The following is a 24005-nucleotide window of genomic DNA, read 5'->3' on the forward strand; positions in this document are numbered from 1 at the left end:
TTTGCCTTTATCTTACCTGTTTCCAAAAAACTTGTCAAAATTATTGAATAGTTTCCCAAACTTTATGTTGTTTCTGAAAATAGGAGACAATATCTGTTTCAAAAATCGTTTGTAAAAATTCTTTGGAAGCCAACGTTTGAAAATCACCTTGCGCGGCCACTTTCCCTTGCTTCATAAACACAATTTTTTCACTTAGCGTTAACGCTAAACGGATATCATGAAACACCCCGATTAACGTTTTCCCTTCTTGCGCACTCCACTCATTTAACTGCTGAATCAATTCTTGTTGATACCGAATATCCAAATGATTATTGGGTTCATCCAATAAAATAATTTCTGGATCTTGTACAAATAATTTAGCCAAAAATACTCGTTGTTGTTGTCCTCCTGAAAGCTGATTGACAACTTTATCTTTTAAAGGCAATAAACCCGTGCGTTCTAAATAATAAAGGACTCGTTCTTTTTCTTGTTTAGAAACAATAGGTAAAAAACGTTGTGCTTGTTGTCGATACGCCCCCATCAAAACTGTTTCGTAAACCGTATAATCAAAAGCAACTGTCGTGAATTGACTCATCATCGCTACTTTCGTTGCCAATTCCTTCCGCTTTTGTCCATGAACTTCTTGACCATCAATTAAAACAGAACCACTATAAGGGACAAGTCCGGCAATCGTTTTTAAAAGTGTCGTTTTACCGCAACCATTTGGACCTAAAATACAAGTTTTACTACCTGTCGGAAAAACGAGGGAAATATCTTTTAAAATGGGGGTTTGTTGGAGCGTTACAGCTGTTTCTTTTAATTCAATCATGCAGCAACGCCCCTTTTTTTAAAGTAAATATACAAGAAGAATGGCGCTCCAATCAAGGCTGTTACGGCCCCGATGGGAATTTCTCTTGGTGATAAAATCGTGCGAGCAATTGTGTCCCCTATTACCATGATGGTCCCACCTAAGATTGCTGAACCGGGAATCAGCCAGCGATGAGTCGCCCCTAAATAGCGACGGACAATATGTGGTGCTATTAAATCAACAAAACCAATCACACCGACAAATGAAACCGCACTTCCTGCTAGTAAACTAGCCAAAAGAATAATGCGTAGTTTTGCTGTTTTGACTTCTACTCCCGCTAACATCGCATGTTCTTCTCCTAAACCGAGAACATCCAATGCGTTGGCATCAAACCAAAGAAACAGACTGCTGACAAGCAAGATTGGACAATAAATAGCAATTTTTTGCCAATTACTGCCAGAAAAACTACCCATTTGCCAAAAGACTAATTGTTTCAAATAATCTTGGAAAAGTGCTGTAATCAACGTCAAAATAGCACCGACAAACAAGGTCATAATCATTCCCACTAAAACAACTGTTTGATTGGACATTTGACTATCCATTGTTTGCGTAAATAACAAAACTAAAAAGACCGTTGCTAAGCCAAAGATAAAACCAGTTAAAGGCAATAAAAATGCCCCTAAGATCGAAGCAGTTACTCCAGTTACCATGATTAACGCAGCGCCTAAGGATGCTCCCGCTGATACGCCCAAAGTATACGAAGAAGCTAAAGGATTACCTAAGAGTGATTGCATCACCGTGCCACTTACTGCTAAGCCTGCGCCCACGAGATAGGCCATCACGACACGCGGTAACCGTACATTCCAGATGATTCCCTCTAAAATCCCGTCTTCTGAAACCGTCTTTTTCACTAAAATTTGAAGCAAATCCGTTAACGAAATCTGAACACTTCCAATTTTAATACCCAAAAAGAGCATGCTCATACTAATCAAGAGCATCAGTATGAGACACGTTTTTTTACTCATCTTTTAAATCCTTGTATTCCTCTGGATAAACAGCTTTTGCCATTTGTTTTAATGCTTTGGTAATGTGGTTATTTGGTAAAGAGCTAGACATGTTGTCAATTTCGAAAACTTCTTTGTTTTGAACTGCAGTAACGCTTTCCCAGTTTTTACGAGCTAAAATTTCTTTGGCGGGATCTTTCATATAGTTAACATTGGTTAAAATGACTTCTGGTTTTGCAGCAATGGCCGCTTCTTCTGTCACTGGTAACCAGCCTTTTTCATTTGCCAAAACATTTTTTGCCCCAATTGTTTCAATCATTTCATTTAAAAATGTCCCATTACCAAAACTATAAATGTCTGGTAAGGCAGCTACTTCAAACAAAACAGTTTTTGGTTTTTTAATGGTTTTACCAATTTTGGCTACTTCGTCGATTTCTTGATCCATTGTTTTGATTAACTTTTGTCCTTTTTCATGTTCAGATAAGCTATCCGCGATGAATTGGACGTCTTCTTTGATTGCTTTGATGCTTGTACTAGTGGGGATATTAACGACTGTAATTCCAGCATCTTCCACTTGTTTCCAAACACTTTCTGAGCTAGCTAAATTGATGTCATTCACATAAACAATTTGTGGTTTCAAGGCAATCAATTTTTCGGCATCGACAGCCATCATATCCATTTGTGGTAATTTTTTTAAATCAGTCATCATTGTGCTACTTTGAGTATCAACTGCGATTAATTGGTCGGTTTTACCTAAGTCTTCAATCACTTCTGTTGTTGATGGCACTAGGGAAATAATTTTGGTTGCTTCTTTGGGTAAAGTAATTTCTTTGCCGCTACGGTCTTTGGTTGGTAACGTTACTTCTGTTTTTTCAGAAGAGGTAGTTGCTTTCTTTTCCTGTTTACCACACCCTGCTAAGCCAAGTGTTGCTACTAAACCTAAAGTCATCATTGTTAAAGTAAATTTTTTCATTTTTTCATCCTCGCATTCGTCTATTTTATTTTGGGGAAAATTTTCTGAAATGAACCTCCTTTGTCTCAACGTCAAAACAATACAAAAAAACCACTTTTTTCTCCAATAGAAAAAAAGCAGTCACTTAACTATGCTAATGATATACTCAGCCAGTTATCTTCAAAGCCCCTTCTTTTTCCTACAAAAGAATGATTAGACTTATCAAGCCGGTATCCTGACTTAGCTTCTTCTTACTCCCAATCCTTCCAGAATAATCTGTGGTCTTATTGGTTTCATCCACCATACAGTAGGTAGGTCTGTAGAGGATTCGCACCTCTTTCCCTGACACTTCATAAGTACATATATATTGTATCTTCGTTGATAACTAATTTTCAAACCAGTGATTAGACGTCTTTGTCTAATGACACACATTTATTATAACGGTTATCAATCATTTGTCAACGCTTCCTCAAGCAAAAGAAAAACTTTTCTTGTTTTAGTTATTAGACGTTGTTCCGTTTTTCTATTCATGATAAAATAAATCCTAGTTTGAATAAGAAAGAGGTTAACTTGATGAAAATCGTCATTTTGTTACTTGTTGCCTATTTATTAGGTTCGATTCCCTCAGGTGTTTGGATTGGTAAACTTTTCTTTAAAAAAGATATACGCCAATTTGGGAGTGGGAATACAGGAACAACCAATACATTTCGTGTCTTAGGGAAACCTGCCGGAATTACGGTATTATTAATGGATATCTTGAAAGGAACGTTAGCCACTTCATTACCCTATTTGTTTGGTTTACAAGGCGTGAATCCGCTCTTCTTTGGGGTAGCAGCTGTTTTAGGGCATACCTTCCCTATTTTTGCCAATTTCAAAGGTGGTAAAGCCGTAGCCACTAGCGCTGGCATGTTATTAGCATACAGCCCCACATTTTTTATTTATTCTGCTCTTATTTTTGTGATTTGTCTGTATCTAACCAGTATGGTGAGTTTAACAAGTATGATTAGCGCTGTACTAATTACACTTTCTACTATTATTTTGCCTTTCACTGTCCCAGCTATTTTACCAACATTTAACTGGTTATTAACCGTGATTGCGATTGCTTTGACTACTTTTATCTTTGTCCGTCATCGTGAAAACATTCAGCGAATTAAAAATGGAACAGAAAGTCGCCTTTCTTTTGGCTTACGTGCAAAAAAATAAAGAAAAAGGCTGTGAACAAATAATGTTCACAGCCTTTTTCTTTATTTTACACTAATCATATACTGTGTTTTAAATAGTTCGTTAGCTGGTAACTTATTGATGCCAAATTTTTCAGCGAGTTGGCCAGTTGCGTCGACAGCATCAGCAATCCCGCACCAAGGTTCGATACAGACAAAAGGCGCTTCTTTCGGTGTCGGTGACCAAATCCCCACAAAAGGCATTTCTGGATAACTCAAAGTGACTTGATGGTCACTTTCGTCTGTGGCAATCGTAATTGCTGTTTGACCTTTTGTTTCAAAAATCATTGCATCATTTTCAAATAATTGATGCGTTAAGTCAAAGCTGGTATTCGTTTGGGCTAGCGTTTTATTCGCTAAATCAATAAACGGGCCTGCTAAGGGAATCTGTGTCCGTGATTTTTTAGGTGAAAAACTTAGATAATAATCTTCAAACGTTAGTGAAGATTCTAAAGGTACATTAAAGGCTGGATGACCACCAATCCCAAAATACATCTCTTCTTTCCCTGTGTTTTCTACTTGGTAGTTTACAGTCAATTCTTGATGTTCTAATGTATAAGTAATCACTAGTTCAAAATCAAAAGGATACTTCTTCTTGGTTTCTTTTGTTGATTTTAGTGAAAAAGAAACTTCTTCTCCACCTTTTTCAATCACATCAAATACTTGATCACGAGCAAAACCATGTTGAGTTAAATGATACGCTTGATTTTGGTACATATACGTATCTTCTTTTAGACGACCGACAATCGGAAAAAGTACGGGCGCATGGCGGGCCCAAAATTCAGGATTTCCTTGCCAAATATATTCAATGCCGGTTTCTTTTGATTGTAAACTTACTAATTCTGCTCCTTCTTCAGCAAATGTTGCGATTAGAAATTCATTTTCAATTTGTACAGTCATTGCGTTGTCCTCCTAGTTGATACGAGCAATTGCTTATTTTTCCAACTCTTTAATAAATTGTTGATTTAACACTTTTAAATAAGTCCCTTTCATACCAAGAGAACGTGATTCAATAATTCCAGCTGATTCTAATTTTCTTAAGGCATTCACAATTACGGAACGAGTAATGCCTATTTCATCTGCAATACTTGAAGCAGTTAAACGACCTTCTTCGCCATCTAAGGCTTCAAAAATGGCATGGACGGCTTTTAATTCACTATAGGAAAGAGTGTTGATGGCCATTTGCACGGCAGTCGCACTGCGAACTTCTGCTTCAATTGTTCTGGATTGATGATACAAAATTTGCATGCCGACAACGGTCGCACTATATTCAGCTAACACTAAATCATCCTCGTTAAAGGATTTTTCAACACGCGCTAAAATAATCGTACCCAAGCGTTTGCCAGCACCGTACAAAGGCACAATAGTGGTTAACCCAAACGGATACAGCTCTCGTGATTCAAAAGGAAATGCAGTTAAATCACTATCTATTGGAATATTTGCTTCGGTTACTTTGAGCATATCCACGGCCTCGGTGTATCCTTGAGGAAATTTTTTCTCTTTAAACATATTTTTGATACGGGCATTATTAACATCTAATTTTTCAGTATACCCCAACAAATCCCCTGAACTGCTAATAATATACGCATTACTTTCTAAAATATCCCCTAAAATCATTGCCATTTTGTTGTACGGAAGTTCTGCTTGTACGTCAAACAGATTATTTTTTTGCAAAAGCTCGTTCACTTGACGTGTTTTTTCTAATAATGTAGCCATCTTTTCTCCTCCAGCCTTTTTTATAAGATGTAACGACTTAAATCTTCATTTTGAACAATGTCATTCAATTTTTCATTGACATATGCTTCGGTAATCGTAATTTCACCCATTTGCATATCTGGTGCTTCATATAATAAATCTTCTAATAAACGCTCTAAAATTGTGTGTAAACGACGCGCCCCAATATTATCTGTATCACGGTTTACATCATAAGCGATGTGTGCTAACCGTTCAATTGCTTCTTTTGTAAAGATGACTGAAACATTTTCTGTGCCAATTAATGCTACATATTGTTTAATTAAAGCATTGTTTGGCTCAGTTAAGATACTTACGAAGTCATCCGCCGTTAAATCATCTAATTCAACTCGAATTGGGAAGCGGCCTTGTAATTCTGGAATCAAGTCACTTGGTTTTGACAAGTGGAAAGCACCTGAAGCGATAAATAAAATGTGATCCGTTTGTAAAGGACCATACTTCGTGTTAACTTGAGAGCCTTCAACAATCGGCAAAATGTCTCTTTGTACTCCTTCACGAGAGACTTCGCCCGAATTTTGTTGGCTTTTAGAGGTGATTTTATCAATCTCATCGATAAAAATAATTCCGCTTGATTCAGCTAAACGAATCGCTTCACTATGGATATCAGCGTCATTGACAATTTTTGCTGATTCTTCTTTCACTAATAATTCTTGTGCTTCTTTCACCGTTACAGTACGTTCGATTTTTTTCTTTGGTGACAGAGCGCCTAACGTTTCATTTAAGTCGATACCCATTTGTTCTAGGCCATTGTTCATAGCTGGCATCGTTTTCTTCGGTTCTTCAATTTCAATTGTTACTTCACGATTATCTAATAGACCTTTTTCCAGCTGTTCCAAAATTGTTCGGCGATTCGTTCGAATATCTTCCGTTACTTCTTCTTGTGCTTCTTGCTGTTGCTGAGCCATGTTAAACATGTTCATCATTTGTTCAAATTGATTACCGCCAGCCTGTTTTTGTTCTTTTTTAATTCCAGGCACTAATACTTTGACTAAACGTTGATTGGCCTTTTTTAATGCTTGCGCATACACGCGACTGTATTGTTGTTTTTCAACAATTTGGATCGCATTTTCTACTAAATCCCGCACCATTGATTCGACATCCCGACCAACATAGCCTACTTCTGTAAATTTGGTTGCTTCAACTTTTACAAAAGGCGCATTGACAATTTTTGCGAGACGACGAGCAATCTCAGTTTTACCAACACCTGTTGGTCCAATCATTAGTAAGTTTTTAGGCGTAATATCTTGTTGCATATTTTCTTCTAATTGCAAGCGACGATAGCGGTTACGTAAAGCTACCGCCACTGATTTTTTGGCAGCTTGCTGTCCAACAATATATTGATCTAGTTCTTTGACTATTTCTTTTGGTGTTTTGTTTAATTCATTCATGGATTTTCCCTCGCTTATAATTCTTCTACAATGATATTATGATTCGTAAATACACAGATATCTGCAGCAATATTTAAGGCATTTTTAGCAATCTCTTTCGCTGGCATTTCTTTATCGCCAAAGTTTTTCATGGCTCTTGCAGCGGACAAAGCAAAATTACCGCCTGAACCAATTGCTAAAATACCATCGTCTGGTGTGATGACTTCCCCAGTTCCTGAAACTAAGAGCATTTCTTCCTTATTCATCACAATCAGCATAGCTTCTAATTTTTGCATAGACTGTTGTGTACGCCACTCTTGGGCTAACTCAACCGCAGCTCTCGTTAAGTTTCCGTTGTATTCATTTAATTTTCCTTCAAACTTTTCTTCTAATGTAAAGGCATCTGCCACACTTCCTGCAAAACCGACAACGACTTCATCATTGTAAATACGGCGCACTTTTTTGGCCGTACCTTTCATAACGACAGATTCGCCCATTGTTACTTGGCCGTCACCAGCCATTGCAAATTTTCCATCTTTTTCGACTGCACAAATTGTTGTAGAGTGAAATTGTGATTCAACCATTATTGTTCCTCCTAGACGTTTACCTCCATTATGCACGAGGATGAAACGTTCGATAATTTTTTTGTAAACTTTCTTTTGTCACATGCGCATATATCTGAGTTGTTGATAAATTAGCATGTCCTAATAATTCTTGAACTGTCCGCATATCGGCGCCATTATTTAATAAATGTGTCGCAAATGTATGGCGTAACATGTGGGGATGAATTTCCGCATTTAATGAACTTTTTTTAATTAGTTGGTTTAAGACATATTCAATCCCTGTTGGCGTGATTTGTTCACCATGATGATTAACAAAGACATACGGATGTTTTTTTTGATATTTTGTCATTAATAGCGCGCGGCCATTCTCTAAGTAATCCTTTAAGGCGTCTTGTGCAAATGAACCAAAAGGCACATAGCGATCTTTATTTCCTTTTCCGTGAACCAATAAAACAGAAGCTTGAAAGTCAACTGCGTCCACCGTTAAGTTCGCACATTCACTGACCCGAATACCAGTCCCATACAGAACTTCTAGCAACGCTTGATTTCTCAAATCAAGCGGTTGCTCCCCTTGTGCGCTCTCAAATAATGCATCCATTTCTTTTTCATAAAAAAAACGGGGCAACCGTAACTGTTTCTTTTTCATATGAACATAGGAAAAAGGATTCTCTTGGATTGCTTCATTTTTTAATAAGAATTGATAAAAAGAACGCAAACTGGCAATTTTTCGACTAATCGAATTGCGGCTATATTCCTGATCGTATAATTCGCTCAAATAAGCCCGAACATCCAAATGTTCCACAGTCAAATAATTGTCATTACCTGAAGTCTTTAAAAACGAAAAAAAATGTTGTATATCTTCTTGATATGCTTTTTTTGTTTTTTCTGAATAGCCTCTTTCGACAATAAGATAACGAGCAAATAACTCAGGCCAATTCTTTTCTTCCATGTGATAGCCCTCCTCATTCGATTACAAAGTAACTTTAGCATAACCTTTTTCAAAAGACAATTAAGTTGTCAGAATTTAATCAATATTTCTAAATATGTTCACAATTTTAACTATTCTTTAGCTTTTGTTATTTTTTTCTAAAAATTAAAAGACTGAGTATCATCGCATTTCTTAGCAATGATGCTCGGTCTTTTCTCATATTTTTTCTACTTTAGTCTAAGGATTGGATAACTTGAGCTTGGACATCTAAGGCCCGATTAGCAATTGCTTCATAGCGTTCTTTTTTGTCACGAATTCGTTCAGGTAACTCTGGGAAAAGCCCAAAGTTTGCATTCATTGGTTGGAAATGTTTGCCTTCTGCATGTGTAATATAATAAGCCATACTTCCTAAAGTCGTTTCGCGAGGGAATTCAATCGGCTCTTCCCCTTTGGCAAGACGAGCTGCGTTAATACCTGCGAGTAAACCACTTGCCGCGCTTTCAACATATCCTTCAACACCAGTCATTTGTCCAGCAAAAAACAGGTCGTCACGTTTTTTTGATTGGTAGGTTGGTTTTAGCAACTCTGGAGAATTCATAAAACTATTACGATGCATGACGCCATAGCGAACAAATTCAGCATTTTCTAATCCCGGAATCATACGGAATACTCGTTTTTGTTCGCCCCATTTTAAATGCGTTTGGAAACCAACAATATTGTATAAAGAAGCTGCAGCATTGTCTTGACGTAATTGAATTACAGCATAAGGGCGTTTACCTGTTTTAGGGTCTTCTAGTCCGACAGGTTTCATTGGGCCAAACAACATGGTTTTAATGCCACGTTGCGCCATTACTTCGATGGGCATACAGCCTTCGAAAAACTTCTCTTTTTCAAACGTGCGTAAAGGAACCACTTCTGCATTGACTAGTGCTTCATGAAACGCATTGAATTCTTCTTCAGTCATCGGACAGTTTAAGTAAGCCGCTTCTCCCTTGTTATAACGAGATTTTAAATAAACTTTATCCATGTCAATTGTTGATTTATCAATAATTGGTGCTGCTGCATCGTAAAAATAAAAGCCTTCAGAACCATTAAATTCTTGAATTTTTTGAGATAAGCTTTCAGAGGTTAAGGGACCCGTTGCAATAATTACAATCCCTTCCGGAATATCGGTGATCTCTTCATTTTTGATTGTAATTAATGGATGACTTTTAATTTTTTCAGTGATTGTTTCAGAAAAAGAATCACGGTCAACTGCTAAGGCGCCGCCAGCTGGTACAGCGGTTTGATCTGCACTACCAATAATGATTGAATTTAAACGGCGCATTTCTTCTTTCAAAACACCTACCGCATTGGTTAAACTATTTCCACGTAATGAATTAGAACAAACTAACTCTGCAAAATTTTCTGTTTGATGCGCTGGTGTCTTTTTGACAGGGCGCATTTCATATAAATCAACTGGTACGCCAGCATTGGCCACTTGCCATGCCGCTTCACTTCCGGCTAAACCGGCACCAATAATTGTGACTTTTTTTGTCATGTATAAAAATTCCTTTCTATGTCAAGAAGTTAAGAGCTGTCTCTTACAAACTCAATTCATTTTACTAAAAGAGAAGACCGAAGTAAATTCTTCGGTCTCAATTTTTCTTATTTTTGGACGTTTTCTTCATAATCGCCATTGATACAAACGACTTGTTTGCCGCCTTTAACTTTTTTCTCTACTAAATATTGCCCACATTTTGGACATGGTCGGCCTACTGGTTTGTCCCAAGAAGTGAAGTCACACTCTGGGTACCGACTACAGCCATAGAAAATCCGATTTTTCTTTGATTTGCGTTCGATAACTTGTCCTTCGTGACACACAGGACACGTCACGCCAATTTCTTTAACGATCGCTTTTGTATTCCGACAATCTGGGAAATTACTACATGCATAAAATTTTCCGTAGCGACCCAGTTTAATCACCATTGGATGTCCACATAGTTCGCAGTCAAAGCCTGCTGGTTCATCTTTAATTTGGATTTTTTCAATTTTTTCTTCGGCATTTGTTAATTCTTTTTCGAAGGGCTTGTAGAAGCGATCGACAACTTCAACCCATTTTTCTTGGCCTTCACCGACTTTATCTAGGTCCGTTTCCATTGTCGCTGTAAAATGTGTATCGACAATTTGTGGGAAAAACTCTGAAACTAGGGAATTCACAATTTCACCTAATTCCGTTGGTTCAAACCGTTTATTGGTTAGCTTCACGTAATAACGCCGTTGAATGGTTTCTAATGTTGGCGCATACGTTGATGGTCGGCCCACACCATTTTCTTCTAAAGTCCGGATTAACGTGGCTTCACTAAAACGAGCCGGTGGTTGAGTAAAGTGTTGTTTCGGTTCGATATCGACCGATTTAACAACGTCACCTTCCACTAATTCAGGTAAAATATTTTCCTTGTCTTCTTTACCATCATCGCGTCCTTCAACGTATACTTGCATAAACCCTTTAAATTTCACTTTGGAGCCATTGGCAATAAACGTTACGCCGTTTTGTTGAAGCGTGACCTTCATGGTATCTAAAATCGCTGGTGTCATTTGACTAGCAACAAAGCGCGACCAAATAAGAGTATATAATTTTAATTGATCTTTATCTAAATACTTCTTCATTTCATCAGGTGTTCTTAAAACGCTTGACGGACGAACCGCTTCATGGGCATCTTGTGCACCTTGCGTATTTTTTGCTTTGCGGCCGCCATGTGCTGAGAACTCATCTCCGTAGGTCTTTTCAATGAATTCAGCAGCTTCTGCTTTGGCGGAATCGGCAATTCTGGTTGAGTCTGTACGCATGTAGGTAATCAGCCCCACAGTGCCTTGTTTCCCTAAAGCAATTCCCTCATACAATTGTTGCGCAACCATCATGGTTTTACGGGTACGGAAATTTAATTTACGTGCCGCTTCTTGTTGTAAACTACTGGTTGTAAAAGGTAATGCAGGATTACGTTTCCGTTCTTTTTTCTCAACTTTTGTAACATCGTAATCTTTACCGTCAATTCGAGAAGTGATTTCTTTCACCGCTTCTGCATTTGGTAATTTTTTCTTTTTACCATCTACGCCCCAGAAATTTGCTTTGAATTTCTTGCGACCTTTTTGGAAATTCCCATCAATGCTCCAATATTCTTCAGGTTTAAATTCTCGAATTTCATTTTCTCGATCAATAATCATTTTTAAAGCAACAGATTGCACACGACCAGCACTCAAACCTTTTTTGACTTTACGCCATAAAATAGGACTAATCGAATATCCAACTAAACGGTCTAAAATGCGCCGTGCTTGTTGTGCATCAACTAAATCAACGTTGATGGTTCTAGGTTCTTTAAATGCCGCTTTTACCGCTTCTTTAGTGATCTCATTGAATACCACACGGTTTTTATCTTTTAAATCAAGGCCAAGAAGATAAGCTAAATGCCAAGCAATTGCTTCACCTTCTCGGTCCGGATCGGCTGCGAGATAGACTTTTTCAGCTTTTTTTGCAGCCGCTTTTAAACTTTTGATGACATCGCCTTTTCCGCGAATCGAAATATAATGAGGTTCATAATTATTTTCAATATCAATCCCCATTTTACTTTTTGGTAAATCGCGAATGTGACCAACACTGGCAACCACCTTGTAGTTTCTTCCTAGATATTTTTCAATTGTTTTGGCTTTGGCAGGTGATTCTACAATCACGAGATACTTATAGGCCATTCAATTAGCTCCTTTCGCGTTCGCTTTCCTACTATATAATATATGTAAAAAACGCACAAATCGTAATACATCATATGCTATATAGAATAGGTTTGTCAAGACTAGGCTTTCTAACATTTCTGTCATTTCTGTTTGACTGTCCGAATTTATAAATAAAAAATGCCTATGATTTATAGATTTTATCCTAAAGCATTAAAATACCTATAACATTCCAAACAAAATGAGTCAAGACAGCAGCTTCAAAGCGACCCGTGCGTAGATAGACCCAACTTAAAGCTAAACCCATGCCCCAATAAATAACAAAACTACCTATATCTGTCGGCGTGTGCACAAGTGCAAATAAAATAGAAGAAACGAGTATGCCTATTTTTGAAGCTGGCTTGAAAAACGCTTGAATCCCGACACGAAAAATTCCCTCTTCGAAAATTGGCCCAATCACACCTGCAAAAATAAGTATAAGCCCTTTAGGAATGGCTTGGACAATTTCTTCAACACTTTGTTGGTTAGAGGTCGTCTCTAGTCCTTCCAGACGTAATAAGAAATCACCAAGTATTCCCACACAAAAGATTATCACCAAACCTAACAAGACCACTGGCAAGGTTTCTTTGATTCCTAAAAAAGTCCAAGTTATGAGCTTTTTCTTTTTCAAAAAAGCAACAAATAGATAGACGAAATAGGCACCAAGTCCAACAGCCACTAATCCACTAACAAAGCGAAACCAAAAATTTTCTGTAGAAAATTGAACAACTGAGACCATCATCAAAGGAATTTGATCCAAAATCAAAAAGCCCAGTAGCTGCATACCAAACAACCATCTTTTTCTAACAACCGTTTCCATTTAGACACTCCTAACTACCAACCAAAAGATTAAAATCTGATTAAATAGTACCGAAGTGAACGTAGGTTGTCAATTCACAATTAGTAAAAGTCACAATTCTTCACAAATATCATCAATTGTCTGAACACATTTAGCGCCGTCCTGAATTAATTCATGGCAGCCTGTTGAAAAAGACTGGAAAATACTTCCCGGTACGGCAAATACCTCGCGCCCGTAATCCATCGCCGCTTGTGCAGTAATTAAAGAGCCACTATTCTTACGAGCTTCCATCACGCAGACCCCTAAAGATAATCCAGCAATAATGCGATTACGTGCAGGAAAATGATATTTTTTCGGCCCACTCCCATTCACATATTCTGTTAAAACAAGCTGATTCTGCTTCATAGTTTGCTGTAATTCTTTCTTTTCATACGGATAATATACATCTAATCCAGTGCCTAAAATTCCAATTGTCTGACCCCCGTTCTGGATGGCCATCTCATGGCTACGACTATCAATGCCTTTGGCAAGACCACTGACGATTGTGAATCCTTCTTTGACTATTTTAGGAACCAGAGCTTCAGTCACTCTTAACCCATACGAAGTGGCATAGCGAGCGCCGACGATGCCAATTTTCCTTCTACTTAACAATTGTAAATTTCCTCTATAAAAAAGAATTGCTGGTGGATTATAAATTTCTCGTAATAATTTAGGATAGACGGCATCTAAAATTGTCATAAATTGGTGTTGGCATTGTCGTATATATAACGCTTCACTATGAATCGTATGGTGTAACCAAGATTGTTCAAATAATTCACGATATTTCTTGATTTCAGCAATTCTAATAATTTCTGTACTGGAAAAATCAACACGCTTTTGTGCGATAGCTTCTTGTAACACTTTTAAGATACCTAAATTGCCAATTCCTTGGCATACCGCTAATTTAAATAATAATTGTCGTTGTAAAATTTCCAACAAAAAACACCTCTTTCACATCTTCTTAAAATAAGAATACGTAAAAAAAGTGTTTTATTTTTAAATCATATCTTTTATTGGCGCAAACGTACGTCGATGAATGGGTGTTACACCGTATTTTTCTAACCCGAGAAGATGTTCTTTTGTTCCATAGCCTGCATTGTTTTTAAATCCATATCCAGGATATAATTCATCATATTCTTCCATTAATCGATCTCTTGTTACTTTTGCAATGATACTGGCTGCTGCAATCGAAATGGAGCGTGCATCCCCTTTAATCAAACTTTCTTGTGGTTGGGGAACGTCTAACTGCATTGCATCAATTAATAAATAATCTGGTGCAAAAGCTAAATCGTCAATTGCCATCTTCATCGCTTGTTTAGTTGCTTGATAAATATTAATTTGATCAATGACTCCTTGATCAGCGATACCTAACCCGATAGCGACAGCCTGTTCTTGAATCTGGTTATATAACGTTTCCCGTTTTTTAGCAGATAGTTTTTTTGAATCATTTAAGCCTAATAACTGACAATCTTTCGGTAAAATAACTGCAGCTGTCACAACAGGGCCAGCTAATGGTCCGCGGCCTACTTCATCAATTCCTGCAATTAAACGATGGCCTTTTTTATAGGCCGCTTCCTCAAATTGACTCATTTCTTTAAAAAGTTGCCACTCTTTTTCTTTGGCTAACTGGCGACGTTCCCATTGTTTGATCGCTTGTTGCACTCCTGAACGTTCATCTTCTCGCCAGCTTGCTAATCGTTCATCGGTTGCATCAGTGACAGTTAACAACGCTTCTTTGATTGCCTGAATCGACTCTTTTGCCATGTTATTCGTCTCCTAGTTCTTCCCAGCGGTCCAAAGTATACGTACCTAATTTTCCACTGCGAATTTCTAAAATAATCATTTCGCTGGCTCGATTATAATCATCTCTAAAACCACGTTTTTGGCTAATTAACATCAACTGTTCTGGGGCAGGTAAAAATAGCTCTTCCTCTGTTAAACCATATCGTTCCGTCAAACGTTGCGGATAAAAACGTGCAAAAAATTCTAATCCATAAATCGCCAAATCATCTAGATGCAATAATTGATCTTTTATAGCGCCAGTTAAAGCTAATTTTTTCCCAATTTCTTCATCTTCAAATTTTGGCCAAAGAATTCCTGGTGTATCCAGTAATTCCAATTGGGAACCAGAGCGTAACCATTGTTGTCCTTTTGTCACGCCTGGCTTGTTCCCAGTTTGCGCAATTTTTTTTCCGACTAAACGATTCATTAAGGTTGACTTACCAACATTGGGGATCCCAATACACATGGCGCGAATCGCACGCGGTTTCAAGCCTTTCGCCTGTTCACGAGCCAATTTTTCTTTTAACGCTTCCTTGGCTGCTGGCACAATTTTATTGATTCCTTTATTTTGTTGGGCATTGATGACTAGGGTTTGGTACCCTTTCTTTTGAAAGTAATGTTGCCATTTTTTATTTTGGTCGTTATCTGCTAAGTCCCCTTTATTTAAAAGGACTAATCGTGGTTTTTGTTGGACAATTTGGTCCATCATTGGGTTACGGGAAGAAAGCGGTAACCGCGCATCAACTAGTTCAAATACAATATCGACATATTTGATTTTTTCCGAAACTTCTCTTCTTGCTTTGGCCATATGGCCGGGAAACCATTGAATGGTCATAATCTGTTCAAATCCCTTCTTTAACACATTGTTTCTTTGATTCAATTCTTCAACGAGTCCTGTGTTCCGCGTAGATTCTTGCGAAAAAACACCTTCTCTAGTTTAACATATTTTTCACGGATTTGATTTATTTTCTGTAGTGTTCTTTAAAAAACAAAAAAGCTGAGCCAAACTCACTTTGGATTTTGTCTCAGCCTTGTACACTGGCAAAGTATAGAAAGAAGTAGGTCAAGCTCTTCTCAAGACCGACTCAAGAATATTTCTGTTTTTACTTGTTATTTAGCATGAAGTAAATTTTCTTTACAATGAATTAACTCTGTTAAAAACTGACAGTACGGTGTAGCAATCCCATAGACTTTCCCTTTGCGAACAATTGCTCCATTGATATAATCAATTTCGGTTAAACGATGATTGGTTATTAAGTCCTGATACATCGATGGATGGTGCAAACCAATTGTTTCTCGATTATAACACGAGCGGATTTGTTGAAGCACTGCTTGTTTATCTAACGTAACTTGTTCCACTTCAGCGACTGCTAAAAATTCATTAACTATTTGTTGAACAATTTGATCTGCTTGCTCTGTTTCGCCAAAGTCTGCCATATTACAATCCAACAAAGTACATAAACCATTCATTGTTCCATTCACACAGGCCTTCTTATAAATGGATGATAAAATATTCTCAGAATAACGAGCATTTAAGCCAGCGTTATTTAATACCTTAATGACTGCTTCTACTGCTTGTTCACTTTGCGCTCCTAAATTTTGTAAATCAATCGAACCATTGCCAAATAATTTTACTTTGCCAGGTCCTTCTAACCCAGCGGTCCACATTGTGTTTCCTAATAAAATATTTTCGTAAGGCACGTATTTTTTGATAATATCTTCGTGACCAATTCCATTTAACAAGCATAAAACTTTCGTATTTTTATTAAGGAAATGTTCTAATGCTTCAAGCATTCCTGCCAGTTGCATTGCTTTTGTAAATAGGATAACTAAGTCTGCTGTAAAATCGATGCTTGCTACTTCTGTCTGAGGATAAATAGGAATTTTAGCGGTCACCACTTCGCCATTAAAATCAGCAACTAACCCGTTTTTTCTTATTGCTTCAATATGTTCTGGCCAACCATCGACAAAAATAACGTCATTTCCTGCTTGATGTAACATTAGTCCAAAGCGACTGCCCATAGCGCCAGCACCTGCGATAATAATCTTCATTTCTTTTCCTCCGTTCAATTTTTTATTTTTAGGTAAAAATCTGCTAAGAAAATCTCTATCTCTTACTTTTATAGCAATAAAAAGGCAATACATATGTTATATTATAAGTGATCTATTTATTATTTTTTATCCAAGTGCATTTATGTAAGCGCTTTTAAAAAGAAGGGGAGTTTCTGATGAATATTCAGCTTTTAAAGTACTTCATTGAAATTGTTAATACCCGCAGTTTATCGGCGGCCGCTCGCAATTTATTTGTCACCCAACCAACACTTTCTTTAGCATTGAAAAAAATGGAATCTGAGTTAGGCACAGCGTTGTTTGATCATTCTGATCAACCGTTTCAATTAACCGATACAGGTGTTTATTTATATGAACATGGCCAAGAAGTTGTTTTTCAATTCGATCAATTGGTAACAGATATTCGTGAAATGAACCAGAAACCAGTTAAAAAGCAATTGCGTTTAGGCTTAACTACTTTATTTGCTGTACAATTTATGAAAGAAATTTCACGATTTTTAACAACCCATCCACATGTGAATTTAATATTACAGCAAGATGGCTCGCCAAAATTACAAACGATGTTAGCAAATAAAGAAATTGATATGGGACTAATTTCTTTCCCAAATACCTTACCTGAAATTATTCATATTGAACCTTTAGAAACGACTACCAAAGGCTACCATGTTTATGTCGTGGTACCAGAATCAAATCCTCTCTCCCAATATGAAAAATTAACTTTTAAAGATTTGAAAGATCAACGATTTTCATCGTTAAGTGATAATTTTATGATTGGTCGCCTACTACTAGATCGGACTCGGAGCTTCGGTTATGAGCCGAATATCATTTTGCATAACGATGATTTACAAGTACTTCTTTATAGTTTACAAAAAAATAATTCGATTTGTTTGCTGCCGATTGAATATTATGAAGTGGGAAAAAGTCAGGGACTGAAATGGATTCCTTTAAAAGATAAGTTTGACTATTTCCCCATCGGCATTGCTTTGCGCCGCGATTTTAGTATGACAGAAGATGTTAGAGATTTTATACGAATCATTAAAGAAAATTAATGGATAGCCTAGCCTTGATAAGCAAAGACGACTTTACTATCATAAAGTTTCAACACTTTTTCAAATAAGAATTTTGAGAATAAACCCGCGACAATTGGAACAACAAACCAAGAAAAGAGTAAGGGTAAGATCCCTAAGCCCGCATCCAATGAAGCAAGTGGTCCCACGAGTCCAACCAAGCCAAATCCAGCCGATTGTGGGGTTCCTGAAATGTTGAATAGAACCACAGGAATTGCTGAAATAGTCGCTGTAAATAAACAAGGAATTAAAATAATTGGGTATTTAAATAAGTTAGGCATCATCATTTTCATGCCGCCCAAAGAGACAGCCAGTGTCACTCCCGATTGGTTGACATTCCAAGAATTAATCACAAGAACAACAGTTGTGGCTGCAATTCCCATTGCAGCAGCACCTGCAGACAAGCCATTCAACTGAATCGCCAAACCAATTGCCACAGTAGTGATTGGCGAAATAATCAGTGCAGCAAATGAACAAGCAATTAAAATACTCATGATAATTGGCTGAAAATCAGTAAAATTGTTAATCACTTTCCCGATGGCAACCGTAATTTGTGTCACATATGGATAAATCAACATGCCAAACAAACCTGCACCTACTCCAACAACGATCGGTAAAGCAATGATTTCCACTGAACCGAATTTTTTATCGATGACTAATAAAAGTAAGACTGCAACAGAAGCGGTAATCATAATATTAATGATGTCACCAGTGCCTGCACCAATAAAGCCTTTCACTTCTGAATTAAATTTAATCACGCCAGAGCCAGCAAATGCTGCACCGCCAGCAATCATCATTTTCTGTGGCGTTAAGCCAAATTGAAAAGCAATCAGTCCACCAATAATTAAAGGGGTGGCTAGTTGGAAAATTTGCGCCGCATGAATAATCATTTCGATAATCTTGTATTCTGCAAAATATTTTAAAATGGCTCCTAATACAGCATTGGGAATTAAGGCGATAATGGTGCCGGAAGCTGTTCCAGCTAACACTTTGTTAAAAAATATTCTTGGGGTTAATTGAGCATCCAGTTTATCAGTGGGCATTTTCAACACTCCTATTGATTATTTTTGTTTTTTTAGAACAAGTTTGAGAATGATTGAACTTTCTGTTAGATAAAGAGCGGCCTCAAAGAAGAGCGCTTATTTCTTTGAGGCGCTTTTTATTTAACTAAAGCAAGGAACGATTTTTAATATACATCCGTATCCGCATTATATTTCGCTAAATTATCTTTAACATCTCGCAAGAACTTACCTGCTTGTTGTCCATCTAAAATTCGATGATCAATAGAAAGACATAAATTAACCATATCTGCCACTTTAAAGCCTCCATCTGCGGTTGGCACAAGGCGTTTATTAATTGACTCTACTTGTAATATCGCAGCTTGTGGATGGTTAATAATTCCCATCGATTGGACGGAACCTAGTGTTCCAGTATTATTAAGAGTAAAGGTCCCTCCTTGCATTTCTTTGCTTGCTAGCGTTCCTTGTCGGACTTCTTGTGCCAAGCGATTGATTTCTTTGGCTAGCCCTGCAATCGAATAGTTATCCGCTTGTTGAATCACTGGCACATAAAGATGCTCGTCTGTCGTTACAGCTATGGATAAATTAACATCTTTATGATAAATAATTGAGCCATCATCCCAAGATGTATTGATTTTTGGATTTTTCTTTAACGCTTGAATGACTGCTTTGGCAAAAAATGGGAAGAAGCTTAGAGACAGGCCTTCTTGTTGTTTAAATTCATCTTTTAATGAATTTCTAAGTTGGACTAAGTTGGTCACATCCGCTTCCACCATTAACCAAGCGTGAGGGATTTCGTTGACACTTTGGACCATTTTTTTAGCAATTGCTTTACGTACAGGATCTGCAGAGACAATTTTATCTGTGGTTGTTTCAGTTGGACTAGCTGTTGCGGCGCTTTCATTTTGCGAAGCAACTGGCTCCTCTGAAATTGAAGGGCTAGTTCCTGGACTCACTGTTTTCTCAGGCGTTCTTGCCTGTGTTGGTGTAAAGTTTGTAACATCTTTTCTAGTAATTCGACCATCACGACCTGTCCCTGTAACTTGTGTTAAATCAATCTTTTTTTCTTGGGCAATTTTAAGGACTGCTGGGGAATAACGACCATTATTTTTTTGATGGGACGTCGCAGTGCTTGTTGTTTCAACCGTTTCATGTTCTTGTGCTTGTTCCGCACTTGCTTCTTTCACTGGTGCTAAAGTAGCTTCTTCTGTTTTTTCGGTTGTTTCTTCTGTCTCTAACGTCATCACCGCTGTTCCGATGGGCACATCTGTATCTAGAGAAATCAGAAATTCTTTTACTACACCATCAAAATCTGATGGGACTTCCGTGGTGACTTTATCAGAAACGACTTCCATTAAGGGATCATAACGTTTCACTGAATCTCCTGGTTTAACTAACCATTGGACAATGGCTGCCTCTGTGACACTTTCGCCTAGATGAGGCATTTTGATTTCTTTTGTGGCCATTTATTTTTTCCTCCTTGCTTCAATTAAAATTCTGCTAATTCTTTCATTGCTGCTAATACTTGCTCTTCATTGATTAAAAATTCTCTTTCTAAAGGTAATGCATAAGGCATGCTTGGACAATCAGGTCCTGCAAGTCGTTGAATCGGTGCATCTAAATCAAAGAGAGCATCTTCTGAAATCATTGCCGCAATTTCACTCATCACGCTGCCTTCTTTATTGTCTTCTGTTACGAGTAAAACCTTCCCTGTTTTCTTAGCTGCAGCTACTAATGTTTCGCGATCTAAAGGATATAATGAGCGAACATCGACGATTTCGGCATCAATTCCTTCAGCGGCTAGTTTTTCCGCCGCAGCTAAAGCTAATTGCAAGGTCATGCCGTAACTAATCACGGTTAAATCACTACCCGTTCTAACGACATTGGCTTTGTCAATTGGTACGATATAATCATCTGCAGGCACTTCATCTTTTAGTAAACGATATAAACGCTTATGTTCGTAAAAAATGACTGGATCATCGGAACGAATCGCTGCTTTAATCATCCCTTTTGCATCATAAGGATTAGAGGGGGTCACCACTCTTAATCCTGGTTGTCCACAAAAAACTTTTTCTGTAGACTGAGAATGATACAGCCCACCACGAACACCGCCGCCATAAGGGGTCCGATAAACGATTGGCGCAGTCCAATCGCCTTTTGTTCTATAGCGCATTGTCCGAGCCTCTGATAACAATTGATTGGTTGCAGGCAAAATGTAATCCGCAAATTGAAATTCACCAATTGCGCGATAGCCCATTAAACCTAAGCCGACAGCTAAACCACCAATTAAGCCTTCTGTTAACGGTGTATTAAAACAACGCTCGTCACCGTATTTAGCAGCCAAGCCCTTTGTTACACCGAACACGCCGCCTTTGTCGCCGCCGACATCTTCCCCAAAAATAACTACTTTTTCATCACGAGCCATTTCTTCAGAAATTCCTAAGTTAATTGCTTCTAAATAAGTCATCTCAGCCATTATATTTCTTCTCCTCTTCTCTTATTTTGCATACACTTCTTCTAAAATGGATGTCGGTACAGGATCTGGCATTGCTTCTGCTTCATCCGTTGCTTGATTGATTTCTGCACGAATTTCTTCATCAATTTTGGCAATGTCTTCGTCTGTTAAATAGCCCTCTTCTAATAATTGTTTTTCAAAAAGCTTCACTGCATCGTTCTTTTTCATTTCTTCAATTTCTTCTTTTGAACGATAAACAGATTGATCATCGTCAGCGGAATGAGAAGTCAAGCGAGAAACCATTAATTCAATCAATTTTGGTCCTTTTTTCCCGCGAGCCGCTTTTACTGCTTCTTTAAATGCTAGATAGACTTCAGTAAAATCACTACCATCAACGGTTACACCTTCAAAGCCATAAGCTTTCGCGCGATCGGCCATTCGTTTATTGGCATACTGTTCTTCAATTGGGACAGAAATCGCATATTCATTATTTTCAACAACAAAAATGACTGGTAATTTTTTTACGCCTGCAAAGTTCATAGCTTCTTGGACTTCTCCTTGATTGGCAGAGCCTTCCCCAGTGGTGGTCAATGCAACAAAATCAGCTTTTTGAAGTTGCGCTGCATAACCAACACCTGTCGCTAATGGCATTTGTGTACTTACTGTTGAAGAGAAGGAAACAATATTATGCTCTTTTGAACCATAATGATTCGGCATTTGACGACCATGGGAAGAAGGATCCGCTTCTTTTCCAAAAGAACCCATTAAAATATCTTTGGAGGTCATGCCCCAAACCAAGCACGCGGTCATATCACGATAATACGGTAAAAAATAATCTTTTTGAGGATCAAAAGCCATCGCCATCGCTACTTGTGCAACTTCTGCCCCTTGACCAGAAATATTGAAAGAGGTCTTACCAATCCTTGTTAATTGCCACAACCGTTCGTCTAAACGACGTCCTCGTAGTACTTGACGATATGCCTGAATCAATTCTTCTTTTGATAAACCCGATTTTTTAAGCGTTTTCATTTTCATCAACCTTTCTCTATTTGTGAATCGCTAAGCCATAAGTATCTAAGGCTGCTTCTTGCAATACTTCTGTCATTGTTGGATGCGCATGGATTGCTTCACCAATTTCAATGGGCGCGGCATCTAAATACATGGCAGTACTTGCTTCGGCAATTAAATCCGTGACATGTGGCCCAATCATAGAAACCCCTAATAAATCATCGGTCTTCTTGTCACGAATTACTTCTATAAAGCCATCTGTTTCTCCATAAACAAGTGATTTACCATTACCATTAAAATTAAAGGTACCAATCACTACTTCTTTATCTGCTGGTAAAGTTTCTCTAGTATAGCCGACACTTGCTATTTCAGGATTTGTATAAACACCTCGAGGCACGTTTGTATAATTTAAAGGTTCAACTGTCTCGCCTAAAAGATGCTGAACAGCTAACTCTCCTTCTTTCATAGCCACATGGGCTAGTTGGAGTGTATCGATACAATCACCGATCGCATAAATATGTCCTTCTGTGGTTTGATAAAATTCATTTACTTCAATGCCTTTGTCAGTATATTTCACTGACGTATTCTGTAACCCTAACTTATTGATATTGGGTTGACGCCCAATTGCTACCATGACTTTGTCAACAGCGAGGCTTTCTTGTCCTGCAACTTCTATTTGAACCTTCTGCCCGGTAACTTTCGCTTCTTGGACTTTGCTACCTAATAAAATGCTAATTCCTCGTTGCTCTAAACGTTTCTTTAATTCTTTAGAAATTGTTGCACTCTCATTTATAAGTAAACGATCCAAAAATTCAATGATAGTTACGTTGACACCTAAACTATTTAATAAAGAAGCCCACTCGACACCAATAACGCCACCACCAATAATTGCAATTGATTCTGGTAATTCTTCTAATTCAAGCATCCCATCAGAAGATAAGATAAATTCTTCATCCAGTGGCAAATTAGGTAACGTTTTAGGACTAGAGCCTGTCGCAATAATGACATTTTTAGGAACGATAATTTCTTCTTCCCGTGTTGGATCATTAAACGTAACTGCCACTGCGCCAGAGACTGGTGAAAAAATAGAGGGACCTAAAATTGCACCTTCGCCTGCTAAAATTTTGATTTTATTTTTCTTGCATAAGCCTTCAACACCTTTGTGTAACTGCTCAATAATTCCTTCTTTCCGTTGTTGTATTTTAGAAAAATCAATGGACGCTGCCTCTGTTTCAATCCCAAAAGAAGCCGCTTGTTTTAAGGTATCAAAAACCTCTGCGCTTCTTAATAAAGCTTTTGTAGGGATACAGCCTTTGTGCAAACAAGTGCCACCTAATTTGTATTTTTCAACAATTGTGACGTTTAGCCCTTTTTGTGCAGCTCGAATTGCTGCTACATAGCCTCCTGTTCCGCCACCTAAAATCAGTAAATCTGTTTGTTCCGCCATTT

The 24005-nt window shown here is 37.8% G+C and carries 21 protein-coding genes, 2 pseudogenes and 1 riboswitch; of the genes and pseudogenes, 2 read left to right on the forward strand and 21 right to left on the reverse strand.

Annotation, left to right across the window (positions count from 1 at the left end; translation table 11 throughout):
* Window positions 1-40 precede the first annotated feature (40 nt).
* Genes IGL13_RS06640 through IGL13_RS06650 form a run of 3 tightly spaced genes read right to left on the reverse strand, consistent with a single transcriptional unit; the run spans window position 41 to window position 2833 of the window.
* A complete protein-coding gene (locus tag IGL13_RS06640) occupies window positions 41-808 on the reverse strand; it encodes an ABC transporter ATP-binding protein (RefSeq protein ID WP_002365688.1) in 768 nt (255 codons plus the stop codon).
* Window positions 805-1812 (reverse strand): FecCD family ABC transporter permease, encoded by a 1008-nt coding sequence (locus IGL13_RS06645; RefSeq protein ID WP_002361862.1) that lies wholly within the window; start codon window positions 1810-1812, stop codon window positions 805-807. Before IGL13_RS06645 ends, IGL13_RS06640 begins: the two co-directional genes overlap by 4 nt.
* Window positions 1805-2833: an ABC transporter substrate-binding protein gene (locus tag IGL13_RS06650; RefSeq protein ID WP_194180196.1), complete on the reverse strand. Its 1029-nt coding sequence runs from the start codon at window positions 2831-2833 to the stop codon at window positions 1805-1807. Before IGL13_RS06650 ends, IGL13_RS06645 begins: the two co-directional genes overlap by 8 nt.
* Window positions 2834-2951: 118 nt before the next feature.
* A riboswitch (cobalamin riboswitch) is annotated at window positions 2952-3111 on the reverse strand.
* Between the two features lie 205 nt (window positions 3112-3316).
* Between IGL13_RS06650 and plsY the strand changes: the two genes are divergently transcribed.
* Window positions 3317-3946: a glycerol-3-phosphate 1-O-acyltransferase PlsY gene (gene plsY / locus IGL13_RS06655; RefSeq protein WP_002360243.1), complete on the forward strand. Its 630-nt coding sequence runs from the start codon at window positions 3317-3319 to the stop codon at window positions 3944-3946.
* Between the two features lie 41 nt (window positions 3947-3987).
* Here the strand turns inward: plsY and IGL13_RS06660 are convergent, their stop codons facing one another.
* The 12 genes from IGL13_RS06660 to IGL13_RS06715 form a co-directional block, all read right to left on the reverse strand.
* On the reverse strand, window positions 3988-4863 hold the full coding sequence (locus tag IGL13_RS06660) for an aldose 1-epimerase family protein (RefSeq protein ID WP_002363997.1): 876 nt from the start codon (window positions 4861-4863) through the stop codon (window positions 3988-3990).
* Window positions 4864-4896: 33 nt separating this feature from the next.
* A complete protein-coding gene (gene codY / locus IGL13_RS06665; protein ID WP_002357492.1) occupies window positions 4897-5679 on the reverse strand; it encodes a GTP-sensing pleiotropic transcriptional regulator CodY in 783 nt (260 codons plus the stop codon).
* A gap of 20 nt (window positions 5680-5699) precedes the next feature.
* Entirely contained in the window at window positions 5700-7103 is a 1404-nt protein-coding gene (gene hslU, locus IGL13_RS06670) for an ATP-dependent protease ATPase subunit HslU (protein WP_002360239.1), read from the reverse strand.
* 14 nt (window positions 7104-7117) lie between these two features.
* On the reverse strand, window positions 7118-7666 hold the full coding sequence (gene hslV, locus IGL13_RS06675; protein ID WP_002357489.1) for an HslVU peptidase proteolytic subunit: 549 nt from the start codon (window positions 7664-7666) through the stop codon (window positions 7118-7120).
* 28 nt (window positions 7667-7694) lie between these two features.
* Complete coding sequence (gene xerC / locus IGL13_RS06680; protein ID WP_002357488.1) at window positions 7695-8594, reverse strand: tyrosine recombinase XerC; 900 nt, start codon at window positions 8592-8594, stop codon at window positions 7695-7697.
* Between the two features lie 211 nt (window positions 8595-8805).
* Window positions 8806-10113 (reverse strand): FADH(2)-oxidizing methylenetetrahydrofolate--tRNA-(uracil(54)-C(5))-methyltransferase TrmFO, encoded by a 1308-nt coding sequence (gene trmFO / locus IGL13_RS06685; RefSeq protein WP_002357486.1) that lies wholly within the window; start codon window positions 10111-10113, stop codon window positions 8806-8808.
* A gap of 107 nt (window positions 10114-10220) precedes the next feature.
* Complete coding sequence (gene topA, locus IGL13_RS06690) at window positions 10221-12299, reverse strand: type I DNA topoisomerase (protein ID WP_002357484.1); 2079 nt, start codon at window positions 12297-12299, stop codon at window positions 10221-10223.
* 184 nt (window positions 12300-12483) lie between these two features.
* Window positions 12484-13137 carry a CPBP family intramembrane glutamic endopeptidase gene (locus IGL13_RS06695; protein WP_002407055.1) on the reverse strand — a complete coding sequence of 218 codons (654 nt, stop codon included), beginning with the start codon at window positions 13135-13137 and terminating at the stop codon, window positions 12484-12486.
* Between the two features lie 90 nt (window positions 13138-13227).
* Window positions 13228-14091 (reverse strand): DNA-processing protein DprA, encoded by an 864-nt coding sequence (gene dprA, locus IGL13_RS06700; protein ID WP_002382350.1) that lies wholly within the window; start codon window positions 14089-14091, stop codon window positions 13228-13230.
* Window positions 14092-14151: 60 nt separating this feature from the next.
* Window positions 14152-14919 (reverse strand): ribonuclease HII, encoded by a 768-nt coding sequence (locus IGL13_RS06705; protein WP_002357481.1) that lies wholly within the window; start codon window positions 14917-14919, stop codon window positions 14152-14154.
* A 1-nt stretch (window position 14920) separates the two neighbouring features.
* Complete coding sequence (ylqF, locus tag IGL13_RS06710; protein ID WP_002357480.1) at window positions 14921-15772, reverse strand: ribosome biogenesis GTPase YlqF; 852 nt, start codon at window positions 15770-15772, stop codon at window positions 14921-14923.
* A 275-nt stretch (window positions 15773-16047) separates the two neighbouring features.
* Entirely contained in the window at window positions 16048-16989 is a 942-nt protein-coding gene (locus tag IGL13_RS06715; protein ID WP_010711720.1) for a 2-dehydropantoate 2-reductase, read from the reverse strand.
* 176 nt (window positions 16990-17165) lie between these two features.
* On the opposite strand from IGL13_RS06715, the gene IGL13_RS06720 reads away from it, so the two are divergent.
* Complete coding sequence (locus IGL13_RS06720; protein WP_002378358.1) at window positions 17166-18056, forward strand: LysR family transcriptional regulator; 891 nt, start codon at window positions 17166-17168, stop codon at window positions 18054-18056.
* Window positions 18057-18064: 8 nt separating this feature from the next.
* On the opposite strand, the gene IGL13_RS06725 is transcribed toward IGL13_RS06720, so the two are convergent.
* The 6 genes and pseudogenes from IGL13_RS06725 to lpdA all read right to left on the reverse strand — a co-directional run bounded on the left by IGL13_RS06725 (window position 18065) and on the right by lpdA (window position 24003).
* Entirely contained in the window at window positions 18065-19117 is a 1053-nt protein-coding gene (locus tag IGL13_RS06725; protein ID WP_002384478.1) for a PTS sugar transporter subunit IIC, read from the reverse strand.
* A gap of 143 nt (window positions 19118-19260) precedes the next feature.
* Window positions 19261-20196, reverse strand: a pseudogene (locus IGL13_RS06730) (dihydrolipoamide acetyltransferase family protein); the annotation flags it as partial.
* Window positions 20197-20388: 192 nt separating this feature from the next.
* Window positions 20389-20559: pseudogene (locus IGL13_RS06735) on the reverse strand (biotin/lipoyl-containing protein); the annotation flags it as partial.
* 23 nt (window positions 20560-20582) lie between these two features.
* Entirely contained in the window at window positions 20583-21569 is a 987-nt protein-coding gene (locus IGL13_RS06740; protein ID WP_002357475.1) for an alpha-ketoacid dehydrogenase subunit beta, read from the reverse strand.
* Between the two features lie 21 nt (window positions 21570-21590).
* Window positions 21591-22583, reverse strand: a complete 993-nt coding sequence (locus tag IGL13_RS06745) for a thiamine pyrophosphate-dependent dehydrogenase E1 component subunit alpha (protein ID WP_002360226.1) — start codon at window positions 22581-22583, stop codon at window positions 21591-21593.
* Between the two features lie 10 nt (window positions 22584-22593).
* Window positions 22594-24003 carry a dihydrolipoyl dehydrogenase gene (gene lpdA, locus IGL13_RS06750; RefSeq protein WP_010710191.1) on the reverse strand — a complete coding sequence of 470 codons (1410 nt, stop codon included), beginning with the start codon at window positions 24001-24003 and terminating at the stop codon, window positions 22594-22596.
* Between the last annotated feature and the right edge of the window lie 2 nt (window positions 24004-24005).

The sequence above is a fragment of the Enterococcus sp. DIV1937 genome, assembly GCF_050535975.1.
GTDB classification, from domain to species: domain Bacteria; phylum Bacillota; class Bacilli; order Lactobacillales; family Enterococcaceae; genus Enterococcus; species Enterococcus faecalis.

Bases quoted from the DNA above. Each gene is read 5' to 3' on its own strand.
- IGL13_RS06640 (WP_002365688.1), bottom strand. From the start codon at position 808: ATGATTGAATTAAAAGAAACAGCTGTAACGCTCCAACAAACCCCCATT.
- IGL13_RS06645 (WP_002361862.1), bottom strand. From the start codon at position 1,812: ATGAGTAAAAAAACGTGTCTCATACTGATGCTCTTGATTAGTATGAGC.
- plsY (WP_002360243.1), top strand. From the start codon at position 3,317: ATGAAAATCGTCATTTTGTTACTTGTTGCCTATTTATTAGGTTCGATT.
- IGL13_RS06660 (WP_002363997.1), bottom strand. From the start codon at position 4,863: ATGACTGTACAAATTGAAAATGAATTTCTAATCGCAACATTTGCTGAA.
- codY (WP_002357492.1), bottom strand. From the start codon at position 5,679: ATGGCTACATTATTAGAAAAAACACGTCAAGTGAACGAGCTTTTGCAA.
- hslU (WP_002360239.1), bottom strand. From the start codon at position 7,103: ATGAATGAATTAAACAAAACACCAAAAGAAATAGTCAAAGAACTAGAT.
- hslV (WP_002357489.1), bottom strand. From the start codon at position 7,666: ATGGTTGAATCACAATTTCACTCTACAACAATTTGTGCAGTCGAAAAA.
- xerC (WP_002357488.1), bottom strand. From the start codon at position 8,594: ATGGAAGAAAAGAATTGGCCTGAGTTATTTGCTCGTTATCTTATTGTC.
- trmFO (WP_002357486.1), bottom strand. From the start codon at position 10,113: ATGACAAAAAAAGTCACAATTATTGGTGCCGGTTTAGCCGGAAGTGAA.
- topA (WP_002357484.1), bottom strand. From the start codon at position 12,299: ATGGCCTATAAGTATCTCGTGATTGTAGAATCACCTGCCAAAGCCAAA.
- IGL13_RS06695 (WP_002407055.1), bottom strand. From the start codon at position 13,137: ATGGAAACGGTTGTTAGAAAAAGATGGTTGTTTGGTATGCAGCTACTG.
- IGL13_RS06705 (WP_002357481.1), bottom strand. From the start codon at position 14,919: ATGGCAAAAGAGTCGATTCAGGCAATCAAAGAAGCGTTGTTAACTGTC.
- ylqF (WP_002357480.1), bottom strand. From the start codon at position 15,772: ATGACCATTCAATGGTTTCCCGGCCATATGGCCAAAGCAAGAAGAGAA.
- IGL13_RS06715 (WP_010711720.1), bottom strand. From the start codon at position 16,989: ATGAAGATTATTATCGCAGGTGCTGGCGCTATGGGCAGTCGCTTTGGA.
- IGL13_RS06720 (WP_002378358.1), top strand. From the start codon at position 17,166: ATGAATATTCAGCTTTTAAAGTACTTCATTGAAATTGTTAATACCCGC.
- IGL13_RS06725 (WP_002384478.1), bottom strand. From the start codon at position 19,117: ATGCCCACTGATAAACTGGATGCTCAATTAACCCCAAGAATATTTTTT.
- IGL13_RS06740 (WP_002357475.1), bottom strand. From the start codon at position 21,569: ATGGCTGAGATGACTTATTTAGAAGCAATTAACTTAGGAATTTCTGAA.
- IGL13_RS06745 (WP_002360226.1), bottom strand. From the start codon at position 22,583: ATGAAAATGAAAACGCTTAAAAAATCGGGTTTATCAAAAGAAGAATTG.
- lpdA (WP_010710191.1), bottom strand. From the start codon at position 24,003: ATGGCGGAACAAACAGATTTACTGATTTTAGGTGGCGGAACAGGAGGC.